The organism is Tenacibaculum aquimarinum (assembly GCF_022478115.1).
Taxonomy (GTDB): domain Bacteria; phylum Bacteroidota; class Bacteroidia; order Flavobacteriales; family Flavobacteriaceae; genus Polaribacter; species Polaribacter aquimarinum_A.
Genome location: NZ_JAKGSC010000001.1, coordinates 772,096 through 795,699, shown reverse-complemented (window position 1 = coordinate 795,699; position 23,604 = coordinate 772,096). Strand labels below are relative to the sequence as shown.

22 protein-coding genes are annotated in these 23,604 nt (G+C 30.9%); 5 read left to right on the top strand and 17 right to left on the bottom strand.

Annotation, left to right across the window (positions count from 1 at the left end):
• The first annotated feature begins 13 nt into the window (after window positions 1-13).
• The gene (gene recJ / locus L1S33_RS03725) at window positions 14-1,699 is read left to right on the top strand and encodes a single-stranded-DNA-specific exonuclease RecJ (RefSeq protein ID WP_240561276.1); all 1,686 of its coding nucleotides are present in this window, start codon (window positions 14-16) and stop codon (window positions 1,697-1,699) included.
• A 117-nt stretch (window positions 1,700-1,816) separates the two neighbouring features.
• On the opposite strand, the gene L1S33_RS03720 is transcribed toward recJ, so the two are convergent.
• Window positions 1,817-2,872, bottom strand: coding sequence for an endonuclease/exonuclease/phosphatase family protein (locus L1S33_RS03720; RefSeq protein ID WP_240550900.1), 1,056 nt, complete (start codon window positions 2,870-2,872; stop codon window positions 1,817-1,819).
• Window positions 2,873-3,000: 128 nt separating this feature from the next.
• Here L1S33_RS03720 and L1S33_RS03715 point away from each other — a divergent pair, with 128 nt between their 5' ends.
• Window positions 3,001-5,787: a carboxypeptidase-like regulatory domain-containing protein gene (locus L1S33_RS03715; RefSeq protein WP_240561275.1), complete on the top strand. Its 2,787-nt coding sequence runs from the start codon at window positions 3,001-3,003 to the stop codon at window positions 5,785-5,787.
• Window positions 5,788-5,819: 32 nt separating this feature from the next.
• Window positions 5,820-7,289 (top strand): DUF5689 domain-containing protein, encoded by a 1,470-nt coding sequence (locus L1S33_RS03710; protein ID WP_240561274.1) that lies wholly within the window; start codon window positions 5,820-5,822, stop codon window positions 7,287-7,289.
• Between the two features lie 50 nt (window positions 7,290-7,339).
• Here L1S33_RS03710 and L1S33_RS03705 read toward each other — a convergent pair whose 3' ends face one another.
• A complete protein-coding gene (locus tag L1S33_RS03705) occupies window positions 7,340-7,789 on the bottom strand; it encodes a nucleoside deaminase (RefSeq protein ID WP_240561273.1) in 450 nt (149 codons plus the stop codon).
• A gap of 56 nt (window positions 7,790-7,845) precedes the next feature.
• On the opposite strand from L1S33_RS03705, the gene dxs reads away from it, so the two are divergent.
• Window positions 7,846-9,618 carry a 1-deoxy-D-xylulose-5-phosphate synthase gene (dxs, locus tag L1S33_RS03700; protein ID WP_240561272.1) on the top strand — a complete coding sequence of 591 codons (1,773 nt, stop codon included), beginning with the start codon at window positions 7,846-7,848 and terminating at the stop codon, window positions 9,616-9,618.
• Window positions 9,619-9,828: 210 nt separating this feature from the next.
• Here the strand turns inward: dxs and atpG are convergent, their stop codons facing one another.
• The 15 genes from atpG to L1S33_RS03625 all read right to left on the bottom strand — a co-directional run bounded on the left by atpG (window position 9,829) and on the right by L1S33_RS03625 (window position 22,261).
• Window positions 9,829-10,692 carry an ATP synthase F1 subunit gamma gene (atpG, locus tag L1S33_RS03695; RefSeq protein ID WP_240561271.1) on the bottom strand — a complete coding sequence of 288 codons (864 nt, stop codon included), beginning with the start codon at window positions 10,690-10,692 and terminating at the stop codon, window positions 9,829-9,831.
• 73 nt (window positions 10,693-10,765) lie between these two features.
• Entirely contained in the window at window positions 10,766-12,340 is a 1,575-nt protein-coding gene (atpA, locus tag L1S33_RS03690; protein ID WP_240550906.1) for a F0F1 ATP synthase subunit alpha, read from the bottom strand.
• A gap of 21 nt (window positions 12,341-12,361) precedes the next feature.
• Window positions 12,362-12,919 (bottom strand): ATP synthase F1 subunit delta, encoded by a 558-nt coding sequence (gene atpH, locus L1S33_RS03685; protein ID WP_240550907.1) that lies wholly within the window; start codon window positions 12,917-12,919, stop codon window positions 12,362-12,364.
• Between the two features lie 9 nt (window positions 12,920-12,928).
• Window positions 12,929-13,426: a F0F1 ATP synthase subunit B gene (locus tag L1S33_RS03680; protein WP_240550908.1), complete on the bottom strand. Its 498-nt coding sequence runs from the start codon at window positions 13,424-13,426 to the stop codon at window positions 12,929-12,931.
• A 91-nt stretch (window positions 13,427-13,517) separates the two neighbouring features.
• The gene (atpE, locus tag L1S33_RS03675; RefSeq protein WP_053973883.1) at window positions 13,518-13,706 is read right to left on the bottom strand and encodes an ATP synthase F0 subunit C; all 189 of its coding nucleotides are present in this window, start codon (window positions 13,704-13,706) and stop codon (window positions 13,518-13,520) included.
• 54 nt (window positions 13,707-13,760) lie between these two features.
• Window positions 13,761-14,894, bottom strand: coding sequence for a F0F1 ATP synthase subunit A (atpB, locus tag L1S33_RS03670; protein ID WP_240550909.1), 1,134 nt, complete (start codon window positions 14,892-14,894; stop codon window positions 13,761-13,763).
• A gap of 137 nt (window positions 14,895-15,031) precedes the next feature.
• Window positions 15,032-15,412 carry a DUF6168 family protein gene (locus L1S33_RS03665; protein ID WP_240550910.1) on the bottom strand — a complete coding sequence of 127 codons (381 nt, stop codon included), beginning with the start codon at window positions 15,410-15,412 and terminating at the stop codon, window positions 15,032-15,034.
• Window positions 15,405-15,629, bottom strand: coding sequence for an AtpZ/AtpI family protein (locus tag L1S33_RS03660; protein ID WP_072556488.1), 225 nt, complete (start codon window positions 15,627-15,629; stop codon window positions 15,405-15,407). Before L1S33_RS03660 ends, L1S33_RS03665 begins: the two co-directional genes overlap by 8 nt.
• Entirely contained in the window at window positions 15,604-16,002 is a 399-nt protein-coding gene (locus L1S33_RS03655) for a bactofilin family protein (protein WP_240561270.1), read from the bottom strand. The genes L1S33_RS03660 and L1S33_RS03655 overlap by 26 nt, the downstream gene beginning before the upstream one ends.
• 18 nt (window positions 16,003-16,020) lie before the next feature.
• Entirely contained in the window at window positions 16,021-18,228 is a 2,208-nt protein-coding gene (porW, locus tag L1S33_RS03650; protein ID WP_240561269.1) for a type IX secretion system periplasmic lipoprotein PorW/SprE, read from the bottom strand.
• Window positions 18,229-18,317: 89 nt separating this feature from the next.
• Window positions 18,318-19,013, bottom strand: coding sequence for an ABC transporter ATP-binding protein (locus L1S33_RS03645; protein ID WP_240550912.1), 696 nt, complete (start codon window positions 19,011-19,013; stop codon window positions 18,318-18,320).
• A gap of 23 nt (window positions 19,014-19,036) precedes the next feature.
• The gene (locus L1S33_RS03640; RefSeq protein ID WP_240561268.1) at window positions 19,037-20,503 is read right to left on the bottom strand and encodes a DUF5687 family protein; all 1,467 of its coding nucleotides are present in this window, start codon (window positions 20,501-20,503) and stop codon (window positions 19,037-19,039) included.
• Between the two features lie 51 nt (window positions 20,504-20,554).
• On the bottom strand, window positions 20,555-21,262 hold the full coding sequence (locus tag L1S33_RS03635; RefSeq protein WP_240550914.1) for a hypothetical protein: 708 nt from the start codon (window positions 21,260-21,262) through the stop codon (window positions 20,555-20,557).
• Between the two features lie 2 nt (window positions 21,263-21,264).
• On the bottom strand, window positions 21,265-21,921 hold the full coding sequence (locus L1S33_RS03630) for a hypothetical protein (RefSeq protein ID WP_240561267.1): 657 nt from the start codon (window positions 21,919-21,921) through the stop codon (window positions 21,265-21,267).
• Between the two features lies 1 nt (window position 21,922).
• Window positions 21,923-22,261: a PadR family transcriptional regulator gene (locus L1S33_RS03625; protein ID WP_240550916.1), complete on the bottom strand. Its 339-nt coding sequence runs from the start codon at window positions 22,259-22,261 to the stop codon at window positions 21,923-21,925.
• 226 nt (window positions 22,262-22,487) lie between these two features.
• On the opposite strand from L1S33_RS03625, the gene L1S33_RS03620 reads away from it, so the two are divergent.
• Window positions 22,488-23,534, top strand: a complete 1,047-nt coding sequence (locus L1S33_RS03620) for a 2Fe-2S iron-sulfur cluster-binding protein (protein WP_240561266.1) — start codon at window positions 22,488-22,490, stop codon at window positions 23,532-23,534.
• The last annotated feature ends 70 nt before the right edge of the window (window positions 23,535-23,604 follow it).

Here is a 23,604-nt window from a genome sequence, read left to right as displayed (position 1 = left end):
ACTCTCAATTGCTATGAGATGGACTTTAAAACCCGAACCAAACAAAGAAACTGTTTCACTTTTATCTAAAGAATTAAATATAAACCCAACGTTAGCAAAATTAATTGCACAACGCGGTATTACTTCTTTTGCTGAAGCTAAAAACTACTTTCGCCCAAGTTTAGAAAACATTCACGATCCGTTTTTAATGAAAGACATGGATCTTGCGGTTGCGCGTATTGAAAAGGCAATTGCAAACAATGAAAATATTTTAATTTATGGCGATTATGATGTAGACGGAACAACGGCAGTTTCCTTAGTTTCATCCTATTTAAAAACTATTTACGGCAATATTGCAACCTATATTCCTGACAGATACAAAGAAGGTTATGGTGTTTCTTATGCAGGAATTGATTTTGCTCAAGACAATGATTTCTCTTTAATTATTGCCTTAGATTGCGGTATAAAAGCTATTGACAAAGTTGCCTATGCAACAGAGAAAAATATAGATTTTATTATTTGCGATCACCATAAACCTGGAGCAGAATTGCCAAAAGCTGTGGCAATTTTAAATGCAAAAAGAACAGATTGTTCTTATCCTTATGATGAGTTATGTGGTTGCGGAGTTGGTTTTAAATTAATACAAGCTTTAGGTACAACAAGAAACCAAACTATTGAAGATTTTATTCCGTATTTAGATTTGGTTGCCACAGCAATTGCAGCAGATATTGTTCCCATGACTGGTGAAAATAGAACCTTAACGTATTTTGGATTAGAAGTTATAAATTCGGAACCAAGAAATGGAATAAAAGCCATTATCAACCAAGTTAAAAAAGAAGAATTAACCATAACAGATGTGGTTTTTATTATCGCTCCGCGGATTAATGCCGCAGGAAGAATGAAACATGGAAATTACGCTGTTGAATTACTAACGGAATTAGATTTTGAATCTGCCGTAAAATTTGCTGGTGATATTGAAAAATTTAATTCAGACAGAAAAGATTTAGATAAAAAAATAACACAAGAAGCATTGCTTCAAATTGAAGAAAACAACGAACAAGAAGGTTTTACAAGTGTTGTTTTTGATGAAAACTGGCACAAAGGTGTTATTGGAATTGTTGCTTCTAGATTAATAGAAAACTATTACAGACCAACATTAGTTTTTACTAAAAGTGGCGATAAATTAGCCGCTTCTGCACGTTCTGTAAAAGGATTTGATGTTTATAATGCATTAGAACAATGTGCTGAATTTATTGAACAATTTGGCGGACATAAATATGCTGCAGGTTTAACATTATTACCAGAAAACTACGAGAATTTTAAAAATAAGTTCGAAGAAGTTGTTGCCAATACCATTGATAAAAAATTATTATCTCCAGAAATTTTAATTGCAGCAGAGATCGATTTATCAGAAATAAATCAGAAATTTTTTAACATTGTTAGTCAAATGGCACCTTTTGGTCCTCAAAATATGAAACCAGTTTTTAAAACTTCAGCTGTAAGAGATAATGGTTATGGAAAACAAGTTGGCGCAGATAAAAGTCATTTAAAATTAAATGTTTTTCAAGGTGATAATAAGCACACTTTTAATGCAATTGGTTTTGGTTTAGGCAAAAAAATATCCGAAGTACAAAACGACTTTGATATTGTTTATACCTTAGATGAAAACGAATGGCAAGGCAGAAAATCTATTCAATTAATGCTAAAAGATTTACAGTAAATAAGAGTCAAAAAAGCTCTTATTTACTGTCAAGCTGAACTTGTTTCAGCTTCTCATTATTTTAGATTCTGAAACAAGTTCAGAATGATATATTTTTTAATTTTATACAATCTTAAACTACTTAGCTTCTTTAATTAAATACATATAAACAGGATAATGATCTGAATAACCGCCTGTGTAAGTTCCGTAAGAAAAACTTCTTTTTGGATAGCCTTTATATTTTCCGCTGTTAGTGGTTAAAAACTGTTTGTTAAAAATGCCCGATTTAAACATTTTATAACTAGAAAAATCTTTTTCTCCTTTATCTAATAACGGAGAAGTAAACATAATTTGATCAAATAAATAAACTTTATCTCTAAAACTTAAAGTACCAAAACCTCTGCGAAGCATGTCTTCGTAAGGATTGTAAATATCTCCTTCATTTACATTACTCTTTTTAGTTTTTGTTTTTAAAACCGATTTAAAACTAGAGTTTGTTGGATCATCGTTAAAATCTCCCATTATTATAATCTTCGGGTTTTCTTCTTTCTCTTTAATCTTTTCTATTATTTGAGAAACTTTATAGGCTGCTTTTTCACGATACGGATTACTTTTTGCTTGTCCGCTTCTACGAGATGGCCAATGATTTACAATTACATGTATCAATTCTTCATCTAAATAACCAGTAACCAATAAAATATCTCTTGTGTTCTTCTTAAAATTATCTGCATAAATATTCGGATTAAAAGCCTCATAATGAATTGGCTTAAAATATTTTGATTGATATAATAAAGCAACATCAATTCCTCTCTCATCAGGAGAATCGAAATGAATTACTTCATATCCTTTTTCCTTTATGAAATCGGTCTTTGTTAAATCTTCTAAAACTTGCTTGTTTTCAACTTCAGCAACACCTAATATAGCAGGACTTGTATTAGCCTTTTCTTTACCCAATTGTTCAATTACTGAAGCCAACTTGTTTAATTTATCTTTATAAACAGTTGTTTTATCTCCTTTAATCTTCATTATCGGACTTGCTTCATCATTTTTTAAAGTGTCATTTACTGTATCAAATAAGTTTTCAAGATTATAAAAACCAACAGTTCTTATAGTATATTTTTTGTCTTTCTTTTCTTGAGAAAGAGTAGTAAACACTGTTAAAAATGCTATAGAAAATAAAAGTATTTTTTTCATTTTTTCAATTATAGGATAACAAAGATAAAACAAATTTTAGACCATTTTTAAAATTCACATAATAAGCACATTAACTAAACATTATTATTTTTTAACTATATTTAGAGTGCTATAAAAAAGAAAAAACTATGAGAAAATTTATGTTCTCAGTGTTTTTGGGTGCCTTATGTTTAAGCGCAACTGCCCAAAACACTGTTAAAGGAATTATTTTAGATAATAATTCAGAAAAACCACTACAAGATGTTCTTGTTCGTATTAATGAAAATACTATAAAAACTACAAATGGTATTTTTCAACTTCAAAATTTACCCAACGGCGAACACTTACTAGTAATTACCAAAAAAGGATACGAAACTCAAAAATATCCTATAAAATTATCTGGTAAAACAATAGATTTAGGTACAATTATGCTCTATTTAGATGTATTAGAAGTACAAGATTTAAGCACAATTACAATTTCTGATGATGAACTAAATGATGACGCAAGTGCTGCTGATAATATTTCTGGTTTACTACAATCATCTCGAGATGTCTATTTAAAAACAGCTGCTTTTGAATGGTCTTCCTCCTTTTATAAAGTTCGTGGTTTAGGTTCCGAAAACGGAAAACTTCTAATAAACGGTTTAGAAATGAACAAACTCTACAACGGAAGACCGCAATGGAGTAATTGGGGTGGTTTAAACGATGTTTTACGTAACCAAGAATTGAGTAATTTCTTAACGCCTTCTTCGCATACATTTGGAGGCGTTTTGGGTACAACCAACATTAATGTTCGAGCTTCAGAAGCAAGGCCAGGAAGTAGAATTACCTATTCTTCTTCCAACAGAAGTTACAGTAACAGAATTATGGCTTCTTATGCTTCTGGTGTAAATAAAAACGGTTGGGCGTTTACATTTTCGGCCGGAAGAAGATTTGGAAACGACGGTTTTGTAGACGCTACTTCTTATAATGCAAACTCATTTTTTGCTTCAGTTGAAAAGAAGCTAAACGAGAAACATAGTATAAATTTCACAGGAATTTATGCTCAAAACAAAAGAGGAAAATCGTCTCCAAATACACAAGAAGTTTTCGATTTAAGAGGTATAAAATACAACGCATATTGGGGCTTTCAGAATGGAGAAAAAAGAAATTCTCGTTTAAAAAGAATTGAAGAACCTATTTTAATGTTGAATCATTATTGGAAAATTTCTGATAAAACCACACTAAATACAAACATTTCTTATCAGTTTGGAGAAATAGGAAATAGCCGACTAGATTATAACGGAAGTACTTTCGATTCTAATATTGTTGATGGAAATGGAGATCCTTATATTCTCGATTTAGGCGGCGCAAATCCAGATCCAACCTATTATCAAAAACTACCAAGTTATGGCTTGCGCGAAAGTTTTTCTAATGTCTATGAAATGGAACAGGAATTTCTTAACAACGGACAAATAAACTGGAACGATTTATATGCAGCAAATGCAAACGGTAATTCGGCTTATGTGCTTTATGAAGACAGAAATGATGATAAACAAATTACTATAAACACAATATTTAGCACAGAATTGTCCGATAATATTACGTTTAATGGTGCTGTAAATTACAAAAAACTAAAATCTGAAAACTTTGCAAATGTCTTAGATTTATTAGGAGGAAATGGATATTTAGATGTTGATACTTTTGCAGATTCATTTGATGGCAAACAAAACAACTTACTAAATCCATTACATATTGCTGAAGTTGGAGATACATTTAAATACAATTTCAACCTTACTTCAAGCGTGTTAAGTGCTTTTGGGCAAGCGCAATTTAAATACAATAAGATAGATTATTATGTTGCAGGAAATGTTTCTCAAACCAAACATCAACGAGAAGGATTATTCCAAAACGGCGGATTTTCAAAAAACTCTTTGGGTAAATCTGAAGAACAATCTTTCACCAATTTTGGAGTAAAAGGAGGTTTAACCTATAAAATTACGGGTCGCCATTTAATTGACTTTAACGCAGCTTTTATTAGTAAAGCACCAACTTTACAAAACACATTTTCTAACTCTAGAGAAAACAACAATGTTGTAGATAATTTACAAAGTGAAAAACTTATTTCTGTAGATGCTAGTTATATTTTAAGAACTCCAATTGTACAAGCAAAACTTACAGGTTTTTATGCTAAAACGGATGATGCAACTGAAATTTCCTTCTTTTTTGCTGATGGAATTGGTGGAGACAATACTGCTTTTGTACAAGAAATATTATCTGACATTAGTAAAAAACGTTTTGGAGCAGAATTAGGTATTGAAGTAAATATAACACCAACTATTACCTTAAAAGGTGCCGCAAATTTTGGTCAATATACGTATGATAATAATCCTAATTTATATTTAACTACCGAAAATAATGAAGACTCAAAATCAGCAGGTTTTATTAACGGAAGAAAAGATTTAGGAAAGGCAAACTTAAAAGATTACAAATTAGCCGTTGGTCCGCAACGCGCATATTCCATAGGTTTTGATTATCGAGATCCAGATTATTGGTTCTTTGGCGCAACGGCAAATTTATTAAGTAATACCTATGTAGATGTTGCTCCACTAACAAGAACTAGCAACTTTGCAGATGATGGCGGAACTCCTTTTAATGATTATGATGAAACAATTGCTAGACAATTATTGCAACAAGAAAAGTTTGAGGATTACACAGTAATAAATGCTGTTGGAGGGAAATCTTGGAGAGTTGGTAACCAAAAGTATATTGGCTTTTTTGCAAGCATTGGTAATATTTTTGACACCAAATACAAGTCTGGCGGATTTGAACAAGGCAGAAATGCGAATTACAGACAACTAAGGGATGATAAAGCGCTCGAAAAACAAGTCTTTGGAAACAAATACTGGTACGGAAGAGGAACTACCTATTTCTTAAATGTTAACTACCGATTTTAATAAAACAACATCAACAATTTAAAAAATTCAACATGAAAACTCAAAAATTATATATCGTACTTTCAATTCTAATAATCACTTTTACCAACTGTGTTAAAGATGATAATTTTACCAATCCAGAAATAACAATAACAGAACCAACTGAAATTGCAGCAAATGCAGCTTTAAATGGTTCCATTTCAAAAATTCAAACAGATTTAATTCAAGAATATAACTTAAACGGAAGTATTATTTACACCTATCGAGAAAACGATACACCAACTTTTATTAGTGGTTACGTAGTTTCTAATTCTGCAGCAGGTAATTTTTATCAAACTCTAATTGTACAAGATAAAATTGAAAATCCAACTGCTGGAATAGAAATTATGATAAGCAGCAATACCTTAAGCGAAACTTACTCTTTTGGGCAAAAAGTATACATTAAACTAGACGGATTATCTGTAAGTTATGATGATGGCGAATTTGAGGCTGATCCAAATCTATTTGGTGCAACAGGAAGTTCTAATGTTCCAGGAAAATTCTCTTTGGGTTTAATAGATCATACAGGTCAAGTTGAAAGTATTCCTTCAACAACCTATCGAGATTATGTTGTTAAATCACCAATAATTGAAACGATCATTCCAACTTCAATAAAACTAGAAGAGATTGAGCAAAAACATATAAATACCTTGGTTACATTAGAAAACGCTCAGTTTGAAAAAAGCCAAATAGGAAAAACTTTTTCTAATGAACTAAACGATACTTTTGACGGATTTAGAACCATTTTTGAATGTGAATCTCAAGCAACAATATTTTTACAAACAAGCACATTTGCTAGTTTTAATTCCAACACAATTCCGTCTGGAAAAGGAAAAGCTACTGCAATTTTATCAAAAGATTATAGAGCAGAATTGTTTGTATTAATTGCTGCTAATCCTGCAGATTTAGATTTTTCAAATCCTGATAGATGTGATCCTCCTGTTTTAGAATGTGGAATGGTAAACCCTAATGGAAGTTTAATTGTTTATGATGAAAATTTTGATGGTATTTCTTCTACTTCGGCTTTATCAAGTGCTGGTTGGACAAATACTAACACAAATGGTGGAAGTAATTCTTATAATGTAAGAACACGAAGCGGAAATAAATATGTAGAAATATCCGCTTATAATTCTGGTGAAGATCCAATGGAAGTTTGGTTGGTAACACCAGCTATTAATTTAGATACTTCTTCAGATGAAATATTATCTTTTGACACAAGAACTGGTTATAATAACGGAGCAGCATTGTCTGTGTGGATTTCTTCAGATTTTACAGGAAATTTTAGCACAGCAACTTGGGTTCAATTAGATGCAGAACTTGCAGATGGTCCTTCCAATGATTATCAAGCTAATAATACACATTCGGGAGAATTAAACATTTCTTGCTTGTCTGGAAACGTACACGTTGCCTTTAAATATTTAGGCGCAGATGGTGGTGTTACTACAACTTTTCAAATTGATAATGTAAACGTTACAGGACACTAAAATTCTTCTTTTGGAAACTAAAAAGCCAACTAAATAGTTGGCTTTTTGTATTAATTTAAATTTCGTTTTTCTATAAAAAAGCGTTTTAATAATTGAGAGCATTCAGTCTCTAAAATACCAGAAACAACTTTTGTCTTCGGATGAAGAGTTGTTCCTAGATTCTTAAAACCACGTTCTAGTTCAGAAGCTCCATAAACTATTTTACCAATTTGAGTCCAATAACTTGCGCCTGCACACATTTGGCAAGGCTCTAACGTTACATACAACGTGCAATCTTTTAAATATTTTCCGCCTAAAAAATCTGCGGCAGCAGTAAAAGCTTGCATTTCTGCATGTGCTGTAACATCAGTTAGAGTTTCTGTAAGATTATGAGCTCTTGCTATAATTTGATCTTTAAAAACCACAATTGCGCCAACGGGAACTTCACCTTTATCAAAAGCAATTTCTGCTTCTTGATAAGCTTTTTTCATAAAATAAGTATCGTCAAAAGGTTGTATCATATTTTTGAATATAAAAATCAATATTACAAAATTTGATGTTGTATTTTTGTTTTCGAATGAAGAACTTATTAAATACTATTTCTTTTCCTTCAGATGTACGCCAATTACAACCTGAACAATTGCCACAATTGGCAAAAGAATTACGCGAATTTATTATTGACATTGTTGCCACAAAAGAAGGTCATTTAGGAGCTAGTTTAGGTGTTGTAGAATTGACTATTGCATTGCATTATTTGTTTAACACACCTAAAGATTTATTAGTTTGGGATGTTGGGCACCAAGCATACGGACATAAAATTTTAACAGGAAGAAAAGAAGTTTTTCATACAAACAGACAATTAAACGGTATTGCTGGTTTTCCTAACAGAAATGAAAGTGAATACGATGCTTTTGGCGTTGGACATTCTTCAACTTCAATTTCTGCAACTTTAGGAATGGCAATTGCTTCCGCCTTAAAAGGTGAAACGGAAAAACAACATATTGCAGTTATTGGAGATGCTTCTATTGCAAGCGGAATGGCTTTTGAAGCCTTAAATCATGCTGGCGTTAGTGATGCAAACTTGTTAATTATTTTAAATGATAATGCCATTGGAATTGACCCTTCGGTTGGTGCGTTAAAAGAATATTTAACAAAGGTTAAAACCAATAAAAGGTTAGCAGTTCAAAATAATATTATAAAAGCTTTAAATTTTGATTATTCTGGCCCAATTGATGGTCATAATTTTGATGAATTAATTGCTGAATTAACACGCCTAAAATCGGTAAAAGGACCTAAGTTTTTACATATAATTACTACAAAAGGGAAAGGTTTACCGCAAGCGGAAAAAGACCAAGTCACCTATCACGCTCCAGGAAAGTTCGATAAAATTTCTGGTGATGTATTACCAAAAACAGCAAGTGAATTTACAAAGTATCAAGATATATTTGGAAAAACGATTGTTGAATTAGCTAAAGAGAATGATAAAATTGTTGGCATTACACCAGCAATGTTAACAGGAAGCTCATTAAAATTAATGTTGCAAGAGTTTCCTAATAGAACTTTTGATGTTGGTATAGCAGAGCAACACGCTGTTACACTTTCTGCAGGAATGGTAACCCAAGGTTTAGTTCCATTTTGTAATGTGTATTCTACTTTTTTACAACGTGCTTACGATCAAATTATACATGATGTTGCCTTGCAAAATTTGCCTGTTATATTTTGTTTAGACAGAGCTGGTTTGGTTGGGCAAGATGGCGCAACGCATCATGGTGTTTTTGATATTACCTATTTACGTTGTATTCCAAATTTAATAGTTTTTGCACCAAGAAATGAAGTTGAACTACGTAATATAATGTACACTGCTCAATTAGGTTTAAAAAAACCAATTGCAATTCGATATCCACGTGGAAAGGGAAATATTGCGAATTGGCAACAACCTTTTCAAAAAATTGAGATCGGAACAGGTGTTTGTTTAAAAGAAGGGAATTCTCTTGCTGTTTTATCTATTGGAACTATGTCTGATAACGTTTCTAAAGCTATTTTAAAGCTAAATAACACAATTGAAGTGTCACATTATGACATGCGTTTTATTAAACCTTTAGATGAGAAATTATTGCATACTATTTTCAAAAAACACAAAACTATACTTACTGTTGAAGACGGAACCATAAAAGGTGGATTTGGTTCTGGAGTTTTAGAGTTTGCTTCAGAAAACAACTATTCAAACACAATAAAGTTATTAGGTGTTCCTGATATTTTTATTGAACATGGAACTGTTGAAGAATTACAAGAAATTTGTGGTTTGGATGTGGATTCTATTCAAGAAGAAATAGAAGGTTTACTTGAATAAATTTATAACAATCAAGACTAAAATTAAAACAATAAAAGCTATAAGATCTCTCTTTACCATTCTTTTATATGTTTTCCCCCTATCATTATTTTCTTTATGAACTTTCTTTGTTCTAAAATAATCTTCGTTTAGTTTTTTGTTAATTGACATATTCAAAAATAAAAAAAGCGAACCAGATGGTTCGCTTTTCTATATATAAAAATATTTTTTTTAGTTATTCAAAGCTTCTGCTCCACCAACAATTTCAAGAATTTCATTGGTAATTGCTGCTTGACGTGCTTTATTATATGTTAATAATAACTCATCACGTAAATCTGTTGCGTTGTCTGTTGCTTTGTGCATTGCAGTCATACGAGCACCGTGTTCTGAAGCGAAACTATCTCTAATTCCTTTGTATAATTGAGTCTTTAAAGATTTTGGTATTAATGCTAATACTATTTCTTCTTTAGACGGCTCAAAAATATAATCTGAATTTGTAATTGCTTCTCCTCCTTCAATAGGTTTTATAGGTAAAAACTGCTCTACCTGTGTAATTTGAGTAGCGGCATTTTTAAATTGATTGTAAATGATTTCTATTTTATCATAGGTTCCATCTACATATAAAGCCATTAACTTTTCTGCTATTTCAGCAACATTATCAAAAGTTAAGTTATCAAAAATATCGTTTCTATTTTCGATTACATTGTGTTCTTTTGATAAAATGTCATTTCCTTTTTTACCAATGGTAAAAATATCTACAGCTGTATTTGCATACTTTTCGTTAATCGTATTAACTGTTTTCTTAACAATAGAAGAATTAAAACCACCACATAAACCTCTATTAGAGGTAATTGCAACTAATAACACTTTATTTACTTCTCTTTGTTCAGAGTAAGCCCCACTAGCATCAGAGTCTAATGTTGCGCTTAAGTTCTGTAACAATTCGGTAAGCTTAGAAGAATAAGGGCGCATTGCCGTAATAGCGTCTTGGGCTTTTTTCAACTTTGCAGCAGACACCATTTTCATAGCACTTGTAATTTGCATTGTTGAACCAATAGAAGTAATTCTGTTACGTATTTCTTTTAAGTTTGCCATTGTTTAGTCTTTAGTGATTAGTAGTTGTTAGTCTATAGTCTAGAAAACTATAGACTAACGACTAAAGTCTAATTTAATATTTACTTGAAATTTCTTTTGCTACTGCTGTTAATGTATCAGTAACTTCATCAGTTAATTTACCTGATTTTAAAGTATCTAAAGCATCTCTATGTTTAGCATTTAAGTAAGAAATAAAATCTTTTTCAAACTCTTTTACTTTGTTTACTGGTACATCTTTTAACAAGTTTTTAGAACCTGCATAGATAATTGCAACTTGATCTTCTACTGAAAAAGGATCGTTTTGTGCTTGTTTCAAAATTTCAACGTTACGCTGTCCTTTAGAAATTACGTTCATAGTTGCTGCATCTAAATCAGAACCAAACTTAGCAAACGCTTCTAATTCACGGAACTGAGCTTGATCTAATTTTAAAGTACCAGATACTTTTTTCATTGATTTAATCTGAGCGTTACCACCAACACGAGATACAGAAATACCTACGTTAATTGCTGGACGTACACCAGAGTTAAATAAATCTCCATCTAAGAAGATTTGCCCATCTGTAATAGAAATCACGTTTGTTGGGATATATGCTGAAACGTCTCCTGCTTGTGTTTCAATAATTGGTAATGCAGTTAAAGAACCTCCACCTTTTACAATTCCTTTTAAAGAATCTGGTAAATCGTTCATTTCACTTGCAATCTTGTCATCATTAATAACTTTTGCAGAACGTTCTAATAATCTTGAGTGTAAGTAAAATACATCTCCAGGATATGCCTCACGTCCCGGTGGTCTTCTTAATAATAAAGAAATTTCACGGTAGGCAACAGCTTGTTTAGATAAATCATCATAAATAATTAAAGCTGGTCTTCCTGAATCTCTAAAGTACTCTCCAATTGCTGCTCCTGCAAATGGTGCATAAACTTGCATTGCTGCTGGGTCAGATGCATTTGCTGCTACAATTGTTGTGTATGCTAAGGCTCCTCTTTCTTCTAACATGTTTGCAATTGCTGCAACTGTAGAAGCTTTTTGACCAATAGCTACATATATACAGTATACTGGCGCACCAGCATCGTAAAATTCTTTTTGATTTAAAATGGTATCAATAGCAACTGTAGATTTACCAGTTTGACGGTCTCCAATAATCAACTCACGTTGACCACGACCAACAGGAATCATTGCATCAATAGATTTAATACCAGTTTGTAATGGTTCTGTAACAGGCTCACGATAAATTACACCTGGAGCTCTACGCTCTAATGGCATTTCGTAAGTTGTTCCTTCAATAGGACCTTTTCCATCAATTGGACTTCCTAAAGTATCTACAACTCTACCTACAATTCCTTCACCTGCTCTTAAAGAGGCAATACGTTCTGTACGCTTTACTGTTGATCCTTCACTAACTCCTGTAGAAGCACCTAATAATACAACTCCAACGTTGTCTTCTTCTAAGTTTAATACGATACCTTCAAGTCCGTTTCCGAAATCTACTAATTCACCATATTGAACATTAGATAAACCATATACACGTGCGATACCATCACCTACTTGTAATACAGTTCCAACTTCATTTAACGTAGCTTTTGCTTCGAAGTTTGTTAATTGTTGTTTTAAAATTGCTGATACTTCAGCTGGTTTAATTGCCGCCATCTGTTATAATTTGATGTATAATTAAATTTTTGGAATATAATGACTGTTGTCAAATTCCTTTCTTAATTCGTTTAAATGATTAGAGATACTTGCATCATACTGCACATCTCCTACTCTTAGTATAAATCCACCTAAAATATTTGGATCTATAGTATTTTCTAAACTAGACTTATTACCTGTAAGTTCTTCTATTTTAGCATGTACTTTAGCCTCCATCTCTGGAGTTAAAGCAACTGCTGTTGTAACTTTAGCTACTTGCGTGCTTCTAAAGTGCTCAAAAATTACAGTATACTGCTTTGCAATTGACTGTAACATTGACAAACGTTTGTTTTCTTCTAATAAATTAAACAAACCTGCTATAACACTATTAGAGTTTTCTGAAAATAATGCGTCTAATACTTTCTTTTTATCTGAAGCTTTAATAACTGGACTTGCAAGCATTGTTGCTAAATCTTTGCTTTCATCTATAGTTGCAGCAATAACTTTCATGTTATCATTTACTTCTGCTTCGCTAGAATGATCTTTAGCAATATTTAATATAGCTTTTGCGTATCTTAATGCTGGTCTAGATTGTTTCATTACCGCTTCTTAGTTTAAAGTAACCTCTTTTAACATACCTTCTACTAACTTAATTTGTTCGTCTTTAGAAGCTAATTCTTTTTTGATTACTGTTTCTGCTATACCTATAGATAAATCAGCTACATTCTTCTTTATCTCAGCTAAAGCAGCTTGTTTTTCCTGTTCTATAGATGCTTGTGCACTTGCAATTAATTTAGAAGTTACTTCTTTTGCATCTTCTTTTGCATCTGCAATCATTTTTTCTTTAATCTCACGAGCATCTTTCATCATTGCGTCTCTTTCTGCACGTGCTTCTTTGATTAATTTTTCGTTATCTGCTTGTAAGTTTTGCATTTCTTTACGTGCATTTGCTGCAGCTTCTAATGCATCTTCGATACCTGATTCTCTTTCTTCAAGAGAATTCATAATTGGTTTCCAAGCAAATTTTGCTAATAAAAATAATAATACAAGTAAGATTACAAGTTGCATTGCAAATAATCCTATTGAAAAATCATTAAAAATATCCATACTACTAAATTTTTATGCTGTTTAATTTTTTAAAAAACACCTCTGTAACCAACCGCTACAGAGTGTGTTTTTGTTTCTGTGTATTGAAAAATTATTTTCCTAAAAGTAAAGCACCAAATGCTAAACCTTCTAATAATGCTCCAATAATGATCATCGCTGTTTGGATTTTACCAGCAGCCTCAGGTTGACGAGCAATTCCTTCCATTGCTTTTCCTCCAATTTGACCTAGTCCGATTCCTCCACCGATTACGATTAATCCTGCTCCAATTAAATTGTACATACTAATTGATTTTTATTAAATTAAACAAACTCTTTTTACTTACTCTTTTATTTCTTAGTGATCATGTGCATGATCGTGCTCTTCTACTGCCATACCAATAAATAATGCTGAAAGCATTGTGAAGATATAAGCTTGTAAGAAAGCTACTAATAATTCTATTACTGTTAAAAATAACGTTAATACAAATGATATTCCTGTTGCACCAACTGTTCCAAACTGCGCTTTTAACAAAATCATTAATGCTGCAATACCCATTACTACAGAGTGACCTGCTGTAATGTTTGCAAATAAACGCACTAATAATGAAAACGGTTTAATTAACAAGAAACCTGCTAATTCTAATACTGCTAAAATTGGTCTTAATAACATTGGTACACCTGGCATCCATAATGTATGTGCCCAGAAATCTTTACTACCGTTAGTTATGTATATTATAGTTGTAATTACAGCTAAACAAACTGTTACTGCAATTTGACCTGTTACGTTAAAACCTAACGGAGTTAAACCTAATAAGTTTAATATCCAGATAAAGAAAAATACCGTTAATAAATAAGGCATAAACTTTCTATATTTCTTTTCTCCAATATTTGGTTTTGCAATATCATCACGAACATAAAGTACTAATGGTTCTAGTATACGACCAACTCCTGTAGGAATTGCTCCTTTTTTGTATCCTTTAGCTAAAGAACCAAAACCTAAAATCATTAATAAGCCCGCTAATAAAATTCCAAAAACACTTTTAGTAATTGAGAAATCCAATACTTTATGTGCGTTTGTTGCGTGGTGTTCCGCATCAAAAGAAACGATAGAAGCGCCTGCGTCTAATTCGTAAATTTTACCGTGAATTTTAGTTAATTTTGTATCACCTTTTTCAACTAATACATGACCATCATCATTATGATGAAATTCAGAAGACATAAACGTCTTTAAACCATTGCTTGTCCAAACAATTACTGGAAGTGGAAAACCAATATGTTTTCTTTCACCCGCATCATTTGAATATGAAAATAACGAAAAGTCGTGAGAGTCTTTAAGGTGGTGCTTTATATACTCTTTAATACCTTTTGGAGTATTAATTTCACCATCTTTATCAGAAGAAGGAGAATCCCCTCCAGCAAAAGCTGTAAAAGATGTAAACACTATTGTAAATAATACTAAAAACTTGATAGATTTTGTTGCTATCGCCATACCTTAAATTAAATATAGAATTATGCTTCCTAAAATTCGGTGCAAAGGTACATAATAAATTAAAAATACGGTAGGTTTTTTAAGTTAGTTTTAAGAGTTTTTTTTTACACCCTACAATTACTAAGAAAAACAGCGAACTATTTGCTATTCAATAGTTTTGACACTCCTATTGCTTCACTAATTAAAAAGATAAATAACGGAATCACTAAAGAAACCCTTTCTACTTTTGTTAAGTCTACTTCCGTAAAAACTGACGCTTTAAAAATTAAAACAAAGAAACCTAGTTTTAAAAATACTGATGCTAAGTAAGCATAACCTGCTTGATTTGGTATTTTAAAAAACACTAAAACCACTAAAGTAAACACTATTGCAGATGCAATTAGGTGAAATAAATAAACTTTTAAAAGTGAATATGATAAATGAGAATTAAATAAATCGAGTGACTTACTATGACCTAAATAACTTATTAAAAATACAATTATAATAGCCGCTAAAAAAGGAAGTGTCTTTTTAATCATTAGTTTTAGAAATTTTAGAAACCTGCATAATTACAGAAAACATTGAGACAAACACAGCGAGTAATGTAACTCCTTTGGTGTAAGCATCATTTTCATTGGGGTATTTTTGATCTAAATATTCACCTAACAAATTACCTAAATAAATTGTTAATCCCATTTGAAAAGCAATTCCTGTAAAGCGAACAAATTTATTAAGCGGTTGCCTTTTCTTTGTCATTTTTTAATTCTTTTACAGCACCTTTCATACTACAAGTTGCATTAAATGTTGCTCCTGGTTCTACAGAAAGTTTACCTATAATAACATCTCCAGAAATAGTTGCAGTACTTTTTACTGTTAGGGTTTTAGATACTTTTAAATCTCCAGAAAATCTACCTTCTATATCTGCATTGGCACAAACTACAGCTCCTTTCACAAGTCCTTTTGCGCCAATTACAACGCGTCCATCAGTAGTTAAATTACCTTCTAATGTACCGTCAATTCTAAAATCTCCGTCAGAAGTTATGTTACCAATAATTTGTGTGTTTTGTGCTAAAATATTTCTTTCAGAGGATTTTTTTGGTTCGTTAGTAGTTTGGTCTTTTTTAAACATTTTAAATAATTGTAAGGGTTAATTTAATTGTTTTACTATTTCTTTAGCTTTTTTCCCTTCTTCTGTATTTGCATATGTTAATGCTACAAACTCCATAGCTGTTTTGTAGGTTTCTTTATCTTTTATTTTACCAATAGCATAAGCTTTTAATAAATCGAATTTTGGCAATAAGTTAGATTCTTGTATACTTGGTAAAAGCGCATCAATCTTAACAAAAACCTCATCAAACTTATTCTCTTTGTATAAATAATAAACTTCTTTATAAGCTTCTTCAACCTTATCTACCTCATTTTCTTGTGCTAATTTTTTGGTAGGATATTTTATTATCTGAGCGTATTTTGTATCTGGATACTTCGTAAGAATAACGTTTTTATATTGATTTGCTTTAGAACTATTTAACTCAGAATAAATTTGATATAAATGATAATTTATTGGCAAACTCAATCGTTCGTCTGTGTTAACGGTTTGCAAACGTTCTAGGTTTTTAATTGCTAATTGTGGATTTTTAAATTGCTCTTTATAAATTAATCCTAATTGATACAATGCATCATTTCGTTGAAACGTTAAACTATCAATAGCTACTTTATCTGTTGGAATTGTTTCTAAATATGTTGCCAACTCGTAACGTTTATTTATCTGATTATCAGCATCAACATCAGTATCTCCAGATGAAATTGTTGTTTTATCACTCCAACGCCAATTATCTTCTAAAGGTCTTGTTCCCCAAACTCTTTGAAATTCAGCTTCGCCAAAAGCCTTTGCTTGTGTATTATAAAAATACCACTTTCCGCTATTGTTTGTTGTTGCTATTGAAGATCCACCGCCAAAAGAATTTCCAAAAGAAAGTGCATTTAATTGTTGTTGCGCATTTTCTTCATCTTGCTTTTTAATCTTAGCAATATAGTTTTCGAAATATGTTTTTTGTTCACCTTCTGGTAAATTAGCAATATGTAAAATACTATCGTTTATTTTTAAAACGTTTTCATATCTACCTAATGAAGCCAAAGATTTATGCCTTCTTCTTACTTTTCTAATACGTTTTTCATTTACAACATCTTCAGTTGCTACTTGTAAAACACTGTCATAAAAAACACTTGCTTTTATAAATTCAGCATTTTTAAAATGAATATCACCTAACTTTTCAAACGTATATGTTTTCTGATAATCATCTGCATCTTTTGCTCTTAACGATTTTTGATAATATGAAATTGCATCTGAAATACTATCTTGATTTTCATGTAAAACCGCTACGTGATAATACAATTTGTCTAAATAAGGACGATTATCTCTATTCTTAATCAATTTTTCAAAACGTTTTATTAACGCTACTGAAGAAGAATCCGCCGATGTATTTTTAACCAATTCTATGTTAGAATGAATGCGATATTTATAAGGCATTTTCTTAAAATCTGCCAATTTCTGAAATACTGCAATTGCAGAATCTTTTCTATCTAACTCACTATAAACTTGCCCTAAAATGAATAAATTACGAGCAGTTTGCTCTCTATTTTCATGTGTTTTAGTTGCTAGTGTTAAATGCTCTATTACTTTCTGAATTGTATCTGTTTTTGCATACGCCATTGCCATTGCTGTGTGCGCTTGCTCTTTAATTTCGTCAGTTAATTTATCATCTCCTTCTTGAACATCTAACAACAGTTTTAAAGATTCTATTGCTAATTTTTCATTTTCTAAACGAATATTAGTTTTTGCTCTCCAAATCTTTGTCTCGTTAATTAAATTAGCATCTGGATATTCTGCTATCACATAATTTAAGGCTTCTAAAGCCGGAATAAAACGCTGTGTATAATAACGTGATTTTCCTAAAAGTAAATAGGCATCATCAATTTGACGATTGCGTTCTCTACCTTTTATATTCATAGAGTGTTTCTGAACCGCTTTTATAGCTTTTTCCTCAGCTAATTCAAATGAAGTAAGGTTTTTATTCTCGTCTTCTTCTTTTGAAGCGTTATTAAATTTTGGCGCTTGAATTTTATTTTCTTCAAACGTTATTGGTTCAATTAGTAAGCGTTTCCAGTAATTATCTTTATGCTTACTACTTATTTCTTCCAAGCCTTTAATAAACGCTTGTTCTCCATTAAAAAGCACGTTGTATTTTGTTGTTAATGCGTGAAAATTACGACTAACAAGAGTATCTTTTCTTGTGCTACAAGAAAAGGTTGCAATTAAAAGCACTACTAAAAAGACTGTTTTCTTAAGGTTTTTCATAAAAAAATTACGCTCTTACATACAACTAAAATCAATGATTATTATTGTAATGAGAGCGTAAAAATAGGAATAAAAAAGGATTTTTTTGCTTACGCAGAAAAATAGCTTTCTAATTCTGTTAAAGTTTCTTGAGAAGTTGCTATATCTTTTACCACATTTCCTTTGTCTAAAACTACAATTCGTTCGCAAACTTCGGTTACATGTGTTAAATCGTGACTAGAAACTAAAACGGTAATTTCTTTGTCTTCCGTTAGCTTTTTAATCATAGCTTTTAAACGGATTTGCGTTGTTGGATCTAAATTTGCAAAAGGTTCATCTAAAATTACAACCTTTGGATTTCCCATCATTGCACCAACAATTCCTGCTTTTTTCTGATTTCCTTTACTTAAATCTCTTAAATACTTTTTCTTTCCAATGATTTCATCATTAAAAAATTCATCAAACTGACTTAAGAATGATTTTACATCGGCTTTGTTCATTCCACGTAAATCGCCAATAAAATCGAAATATTCATCTGGAGTTAAGTATCCAATTAAAAAACTTTCATCTATAAAAGAACTTGTAAACGTTTTCCATTCTTCACTTTTATTTACAACAACTGTGTTATTAATAATTTCACCAGATGTTGGTCTAATTAAATCTAATAACATATTAAAAAAGGTTGTTTTTCCTGCTCCGTTGTTACCAACCAATCCAAAAGATTGTCCTTTAGGAATTTCTAACGATTCTATATTTAAAACTTGTGCTTTTCCGTATTTTTTGGTGATGTTATTTGCTTGTATCATTTTATATATTGAATTAAAGTTGGTTAGTCTTGTTGTTTAAATCCGTGAATGGTTGCGTATTTCTTTTCTTGATATTTCTTTTCAATAAAACTCATAATTGGGTTTTTCAAGAGTAAAGAAACAACTCCAATAAGTGCAATTGCAATAATTGCGGCGTTAAAACCTAAGAAATGATTTACAACTGCATATACTATTATTGGTAAAACAAGTACCGGAATCATAACCAAAAATTGTGCTGCACTTGTTCCTTGTGTATTTGTTAATCCTCCTGAAGAAAGTTCAATACGTTTTTTATTAAATGCGCCCATATACAGCATTATTAAAGGTGTAAAACCTAAATTGAAGAAAAAACCGGCAACAATTAATAAGTATTTATGTATTCCGAAGTATAAATAAGGCGTACATAAAACGAATAAAATAACCGTCATTACAATCATTAAATACCATTTGCTTTCTAGAAATTTTCTGTACGAAAGATTTTGAGTCATTAACATTCTGTAATGTTCACTGTCCCAAGCGGGAACAAATTGGCCGTAATTCATACTAAAACCAGCTGTTACAAAAATAGCTCCGTATAATTGCATTACTTCTTTGTCTTTATAACCTTCCATTGTAAAGAACATTAATCCGAAGAGTAGAAAGAAAAACGACATAAGAAAAACGGTTTTTGTTCTTTTGTTTCTCCAAATTAATCGCATATCATTTTTAATAAACGGAGCAACGCTACCTAAACGATCTACAAAAGATAAATCCGAAGTATTAACTTCTTGGTTTTCTGTTTTTACTGCGCCATCTAAATATATAACGTTAGATAATTGTTTAAAATTTAAATAGTATAAAATTCCTGCAAAAATTACTCCTATAATCGATAATAATGGGTTTTCATATACTGCATAAAACAGATCGCCAAAGAAACCTGTTACGTTTCCTAATTCATATTTAAAAGCGAGCCACAAACCACCTAAAAGAGCAACTAAAACACCTAATGCAATGTTGTTTTTGTTGATTAAAAAATTAGTGAAGTTGAGGCAAACTGCCAACATAATCATAAAAAAAGTCCAACTAACAACACCTGCAACAGTATAACCTTCCATAATTAATACAATTGCAAAAGGTATGTATAAAACTAAGGAACCGAAATTAAAAAATGAAAAAACTGATTTTGTTAATACATAATTTACCAGTTTGTTTTTCTTAATTGGCAAAGCCAACATTGGCTTAATATCCATTACTGGAATTTTTTGCATTAAGTACCTGAAAATTAAATCGGAAATAACCATGAAAATCATAAACTGATTTACCAAAACAAATGGATCTTTATCTGGGAATTCTTTTTTTAGTATAAAAAAACCTCCAGCTCCTAAGAATAAAAAGTTTATTAAAATAATGATAGCAAAAAAAGCCATTAGGATTTTTATTCCTACATTTTTTCCAAATGAAGCAGATCTAAAAAACTGTTTCCATTCTAAGTTTAAAAAGTGTGAAATCATTGGTAGTAAATTAGTTTGATTATCTAATAAGTAGCAAACCAGTTCAGTTTGTTACATATTTTTAACAATTTTATATTCTGGATAGGTTTCTTCTAGTAATTCTTCTGCTTTTTGTGGAATAACATAATTTGTTATATAAAACAGAATACATAATAAGGTTAACGTTATTGAAAGAAAGAAAATCCAATAAATAGTTAAGTTACTAAAATCGAACCTTGTTAGGTTTACAAAATTAAATAGATTTACCATTGTAAAACCTGTATAACTGTTTTTAGTAGCACCAAGCATTTCTTCTAACAGAAATATTTTCTCTTTTTTCTTTTCTTTAATTTTATATTCTTTTCTAGATTTAAACAGAATAACCATTTCAACAGTAATTAAAGAAAGTATAGTTGTTAAAAAGATATATTCTGAATACGGAATTTGAAGCACTAAAAAGAACAACAAGAAAATAGTTATTGTAGTTACAACTTTAGGAAACGTAAACCATTCTTTAGCAAAGCGTAAAATTATTTTCCAATACTTTTTACTCATTTGCTTTTGCTTAGCTTCTACAACATCCATAAAACCAAAAACACCGAATTTCTTAAATGATGTATCTCTTGCTTTTTCAAATGAAAGTGTTGGATTTTCTTCCCAAATTTGTTCTATATCGTTTGCTAAATGATCTACCAATTCCGTTTGCACATCGTAATGATATACGTAATGTTGGCGCGTAAATTTATATAGATTTTGTATGTTTTGTTCTGTTAGTTTCATAGCTAAACTATTACGTTAGGATATTGTTCTTGTACTTCTTTTTTGTTTTGATAATACACATATTCTCCAGACCAATAAAAAAGAAATAATACCATATAAGCTAAAAGATGAATATTGTTAAAACCTTCTCCATTTATATTATCTAAAAATTGGAATAAAATAGTAAACAAGTGAAACACATTAAAGAACCTTAAAGTTATACTTAATGATAAAAAAGATATTTTATTATTGTTTCTCATATTAACATTAAACAATAATCTAAACGATAAAAGAAGCGCAAATCCTTGTAAAATATTAAAGAATATTTCTGTGTCAGAAATAGAGTTCATTATAAATTGTAACCCCAAAAATATTGCAATTGTTATAATTACTTTTGGAAGAGTAAAAAAACTAAACAAATGCTTAAGTGATGATTTAAAAAACCTTTTATGAACTGAATCTGTCTTTATTTCTAATAGTTTTTTAAATCCATTATTACTGAACTTTTTATGCTCTTCTACAATTGCTTTTTTAAAATCTAAATCTGGTTCTTCTTCTAAACGGAGCTCTAAGATTGATGCAAAATGGTCTACAATCTCCATTTTTACATCGTAATATTTTATTCCGCAAGCGGAAATATAATTATCAATTTGTAAAACTTGTTCTTTTGTTAACTCCATCTTACTCCAAGCTAAATTTAGGGTTTACTAAATGCTGCATGGTTTTTAAAAACTCTTGCATTTCCGCTAATTTATTGGCAGTTTCTTTGGTTCCGTTTTCGGTTAGTTTGTAATATTTACGTAATCTATTACCAACTTTTGCAACCTCAACATCTAACAAACCTTCGGCTTCTAATTTGTGCAATGCAGGATACAAAGCGCCTTCGGTAATTTTTAGTTCGCCTTTGGTTAATTCTTTTACGTGTTGTGTTATTTCGTATCCGTACATTTTATCATTTTGTGCCAAAAGCTTTAAAATGATGGTTTGTAAAGAACCTTTGTATAATTTCTGATTTCCCATTTTTTTCTGATGTTTAATCGTGTAATTGTTTATTTGTTTATTTGTTTAATCGTTCTGTCACTTTGAGTAATATTTAGAACTTGCTAATAAATAAAATATCGGCGACGATTCGCCGTCAAATATATACATAATTTTCTTATGTATAAAATTCTTAGGTATACATTTATTAAAACACTAACACTTGGTTTGTTAGAACTTCGTTATTTTTGCAATTCAAAATTTAAGAATGAATACATTTTACAAACTAAAAATAAAAGAACTAATACAAGAAACTAAAGATGCGGTTTCTATATTATTTTCAGTTCCATCGGAATTAAAAGAAACTTTTTCATTTAAGGCTGGACAATACATAACAATCAAAAAAGTAATTAAAGGAGAAGAAGTTCGTAGAGCTTATTCTATCTGTTCTTCGCCAAAAAGTGGCGATTTAAAAGTTGCTGTAAAAGCAGTAGAAAACGGGTTGTTCTCTGTCTACGCAACTACAGAACTAAAAGCTGGTGATAAGTTAGAAGTACATCCGCCAGAAGGGAAGTTTATCTTAGAACCAAAAGCAAATAAAAATTACATTGCGTTTGCAGCAGGAAGTGGAATTACACCTGTTTTATCAATGATAAAAACAGTTTTAGAGGAAGAGTCTTCATCTAAATTCACATTGGTTTACGGAAATAAAATGGCAGATAGCGTTATTTTTAATGATGAATTAGAACATCTTGTTGCAGCATATCCAAACAACTTTAAACTACATACAATCTTTAGTAGAGATAAAGTTAAAAATGCTTTACAAGGTAGAATTGACAGTAGTGTTTGTAAGTATTTTGTAAAAAATATGTACAAAGAAACTTCTTTTGATTCGGCTTATTTATGTGGTCCAGAAGAAATGATTACTGCTGTTACCGAAACTTTAAAGGAAAACAACTTTACTTCAGAAAATATTCATTTTGAATTATTTACAGCTTCTTCAGATGAAGGAGACACTTCCGAAGTTAAAGATGGAGAAACTACCGTTACTATTTTGTTAGATGATGAAGAAACAACCTTCACTATGAAACAAACTGACGATATTTTAGCAGCTAGTTTACGTAATAAAGTTGATGCTCCTTATTCTTGTCAAGGTGGTGTTTGTAGTTCTTGTTTAGGAAAGGTTACTGAAGGAAAAGCTGTAATGGTTAAGAACTCAATCTTAACAGATGATGAAGTTGAAGATGGCTTTATACTTACTTGTCAAGCACACCCAACTACTCCAAAAATTGTGGTAGATTTTGATGATGTGTAATTCAGTTTTCAGTTAGCAGTAAACGGTTAATATGTAAGTAAAAACCTGAGTTTTATAAGTTGTATATTTG

Bases quoted from the DNA above. Each gene is read 5' to 3' on its own strand.
- recJ (WP_240561276.1), top strand. From the start codon at position 14: ATGAGATGGACTTTAAAACCCGAACCAAACAAAGAAACTGTTTCACTT.
- L1S33_RS03720 (WP_240550900.1), bottom strand. From the start codon at position 2,872: ATGAAAAAAATACTTTTATTTTCTATAGCATTTTTAACAGTGTTTACT.
- L1S33_RS03715 (WP_240561275.1), top strand. From the start codon at position 3,001: ATGAGAAAATTTATGTTCTCAGTGTTTTTGGGTGCCTTATGTTTAAGC.
- L1S33_RS03710 (WP_240561274.1), top strand. From the start codon at position 5,820: ATGAAAACTCAAAAATTATATATCGTACTTTCAATTCTAATAATCACT.
- L1S33_RS03705 (WP_240561273.1), bottom strand. From the start codon at position 7,789: ATGATACAACCTTTTGACGATACTTATTTTATGAAAAAAGCTTATCAA.
- dxs (WP_240561272.1), top strand. From the start codon at position 7,846: ATGAAGAACTTATTAAATACTATTTCTTTTCCTTCAGATGTACGCCAA.
- atpG (WP_240561271.1), bottom strand. From the start codon at position 10,692: ATGGCAAACTTAAAAGAAATACGTAACAGAATTACTTCTATTGGTTCA.
- atpA (WP_240550906.1), bottom strand. From the start codon at position 12,340: ATGGCGGCAATTAAACCAGCTGAAGTATCAGCAATTTTAAAACAACAA.
- atpH (WP_240550907.1), bottom strand. From the start codon at position 12,919: ATGAAACAATCTAGACCAGCATTAAGATACGCAAAAGCTATATTAAAT.
- L1S33_RS03680 (WP_240550908.1), bottom strand. From the start codon at position 13,426: ATGGATATTTTTAATGATTTTTCAATAGGATTATTTGCAATGCAACTT.
- atpE (WP_053973883.1), bottom strand. From the start codon at position 13,706: ATGTACAATTTAATTGGAGCAGGATTAATCGTAATCGGTGGAGGAATC.
- atpB (WP_240550909.1), bottom strand. From the start codon at position 14,894: ATGGCGATAGCAACAAAATCTATCAAGTTTTTAGTATTATTTACAATA.
- L1S33_RS03665 (WP_240550910.1), bottom strand. From the start codon at position 15,412: ATGATTAAAAAGACACTTCCTTTTTTAGCGGCTATTATAATTGTATTT.
- L1S33_RS03660 (WP_072556488.1), bottom strand. From the start codon at position 15,629: ATGACAAAGAAAAGGCAACCGCTTAATAAATTTGTTCGCTTTACAGGA.
- L1S33_RS03655 (WP_240561270.1), bottom strand. From the start codon at position 16,002: ATGTTTAAAAAAGACCAAACTACTAACGAACCAAAAAAATCCTCTGAA.
- porW (WP_240561269.1), bottom strand. From the start codon at position 18,228: ATGAAAAACCTTAAGAAAACAGTCTTTTTAGTAGTGCTTTTAATTGCA.
- L1S33_RS03645 (WP_240550912.1), bottom strand. From the start codon at position 19,013: ATGATACAAGCAAATAACATCACCAAAAAATACGGAAAAGCACAAGTT.
- L1S33_RS03640 (WP_240561268.1), bottom strand. From the start codon at position 20,503: ATGATTTCACACTTTTTAAACTTAGAATGGAAACAGTTTTTTAGATCT.
- L1S33_RS03635 (WP_240550914.1), bottom strand. From the start codon at position 21,262: ATGAAACTAACAGAACAAAACATACAAAATCTATATAAATTTACGCGC.
- L1S33_RS03630 (WP_240561267.1), bottom strand. From the start codon at position 21,921: ATGGAGTTAACAAAAGAACAAGTTTTACAAATTGATAATTATATTTCC.
- L1S33_RS03625 (WP_240550916.1), bottom strand. From the start codon at position 22,261: ATGGGAAATCAGAAATTATACAAAGGTTCTTTACAAACCATCATTTTA.
- L1S33_RS03620 (WP_240561266.1), top strand. From the start codon at position 22,488: ATGAATACATTTTACAAACTAAAAATAAAAGAACTAATACAAGAAACT.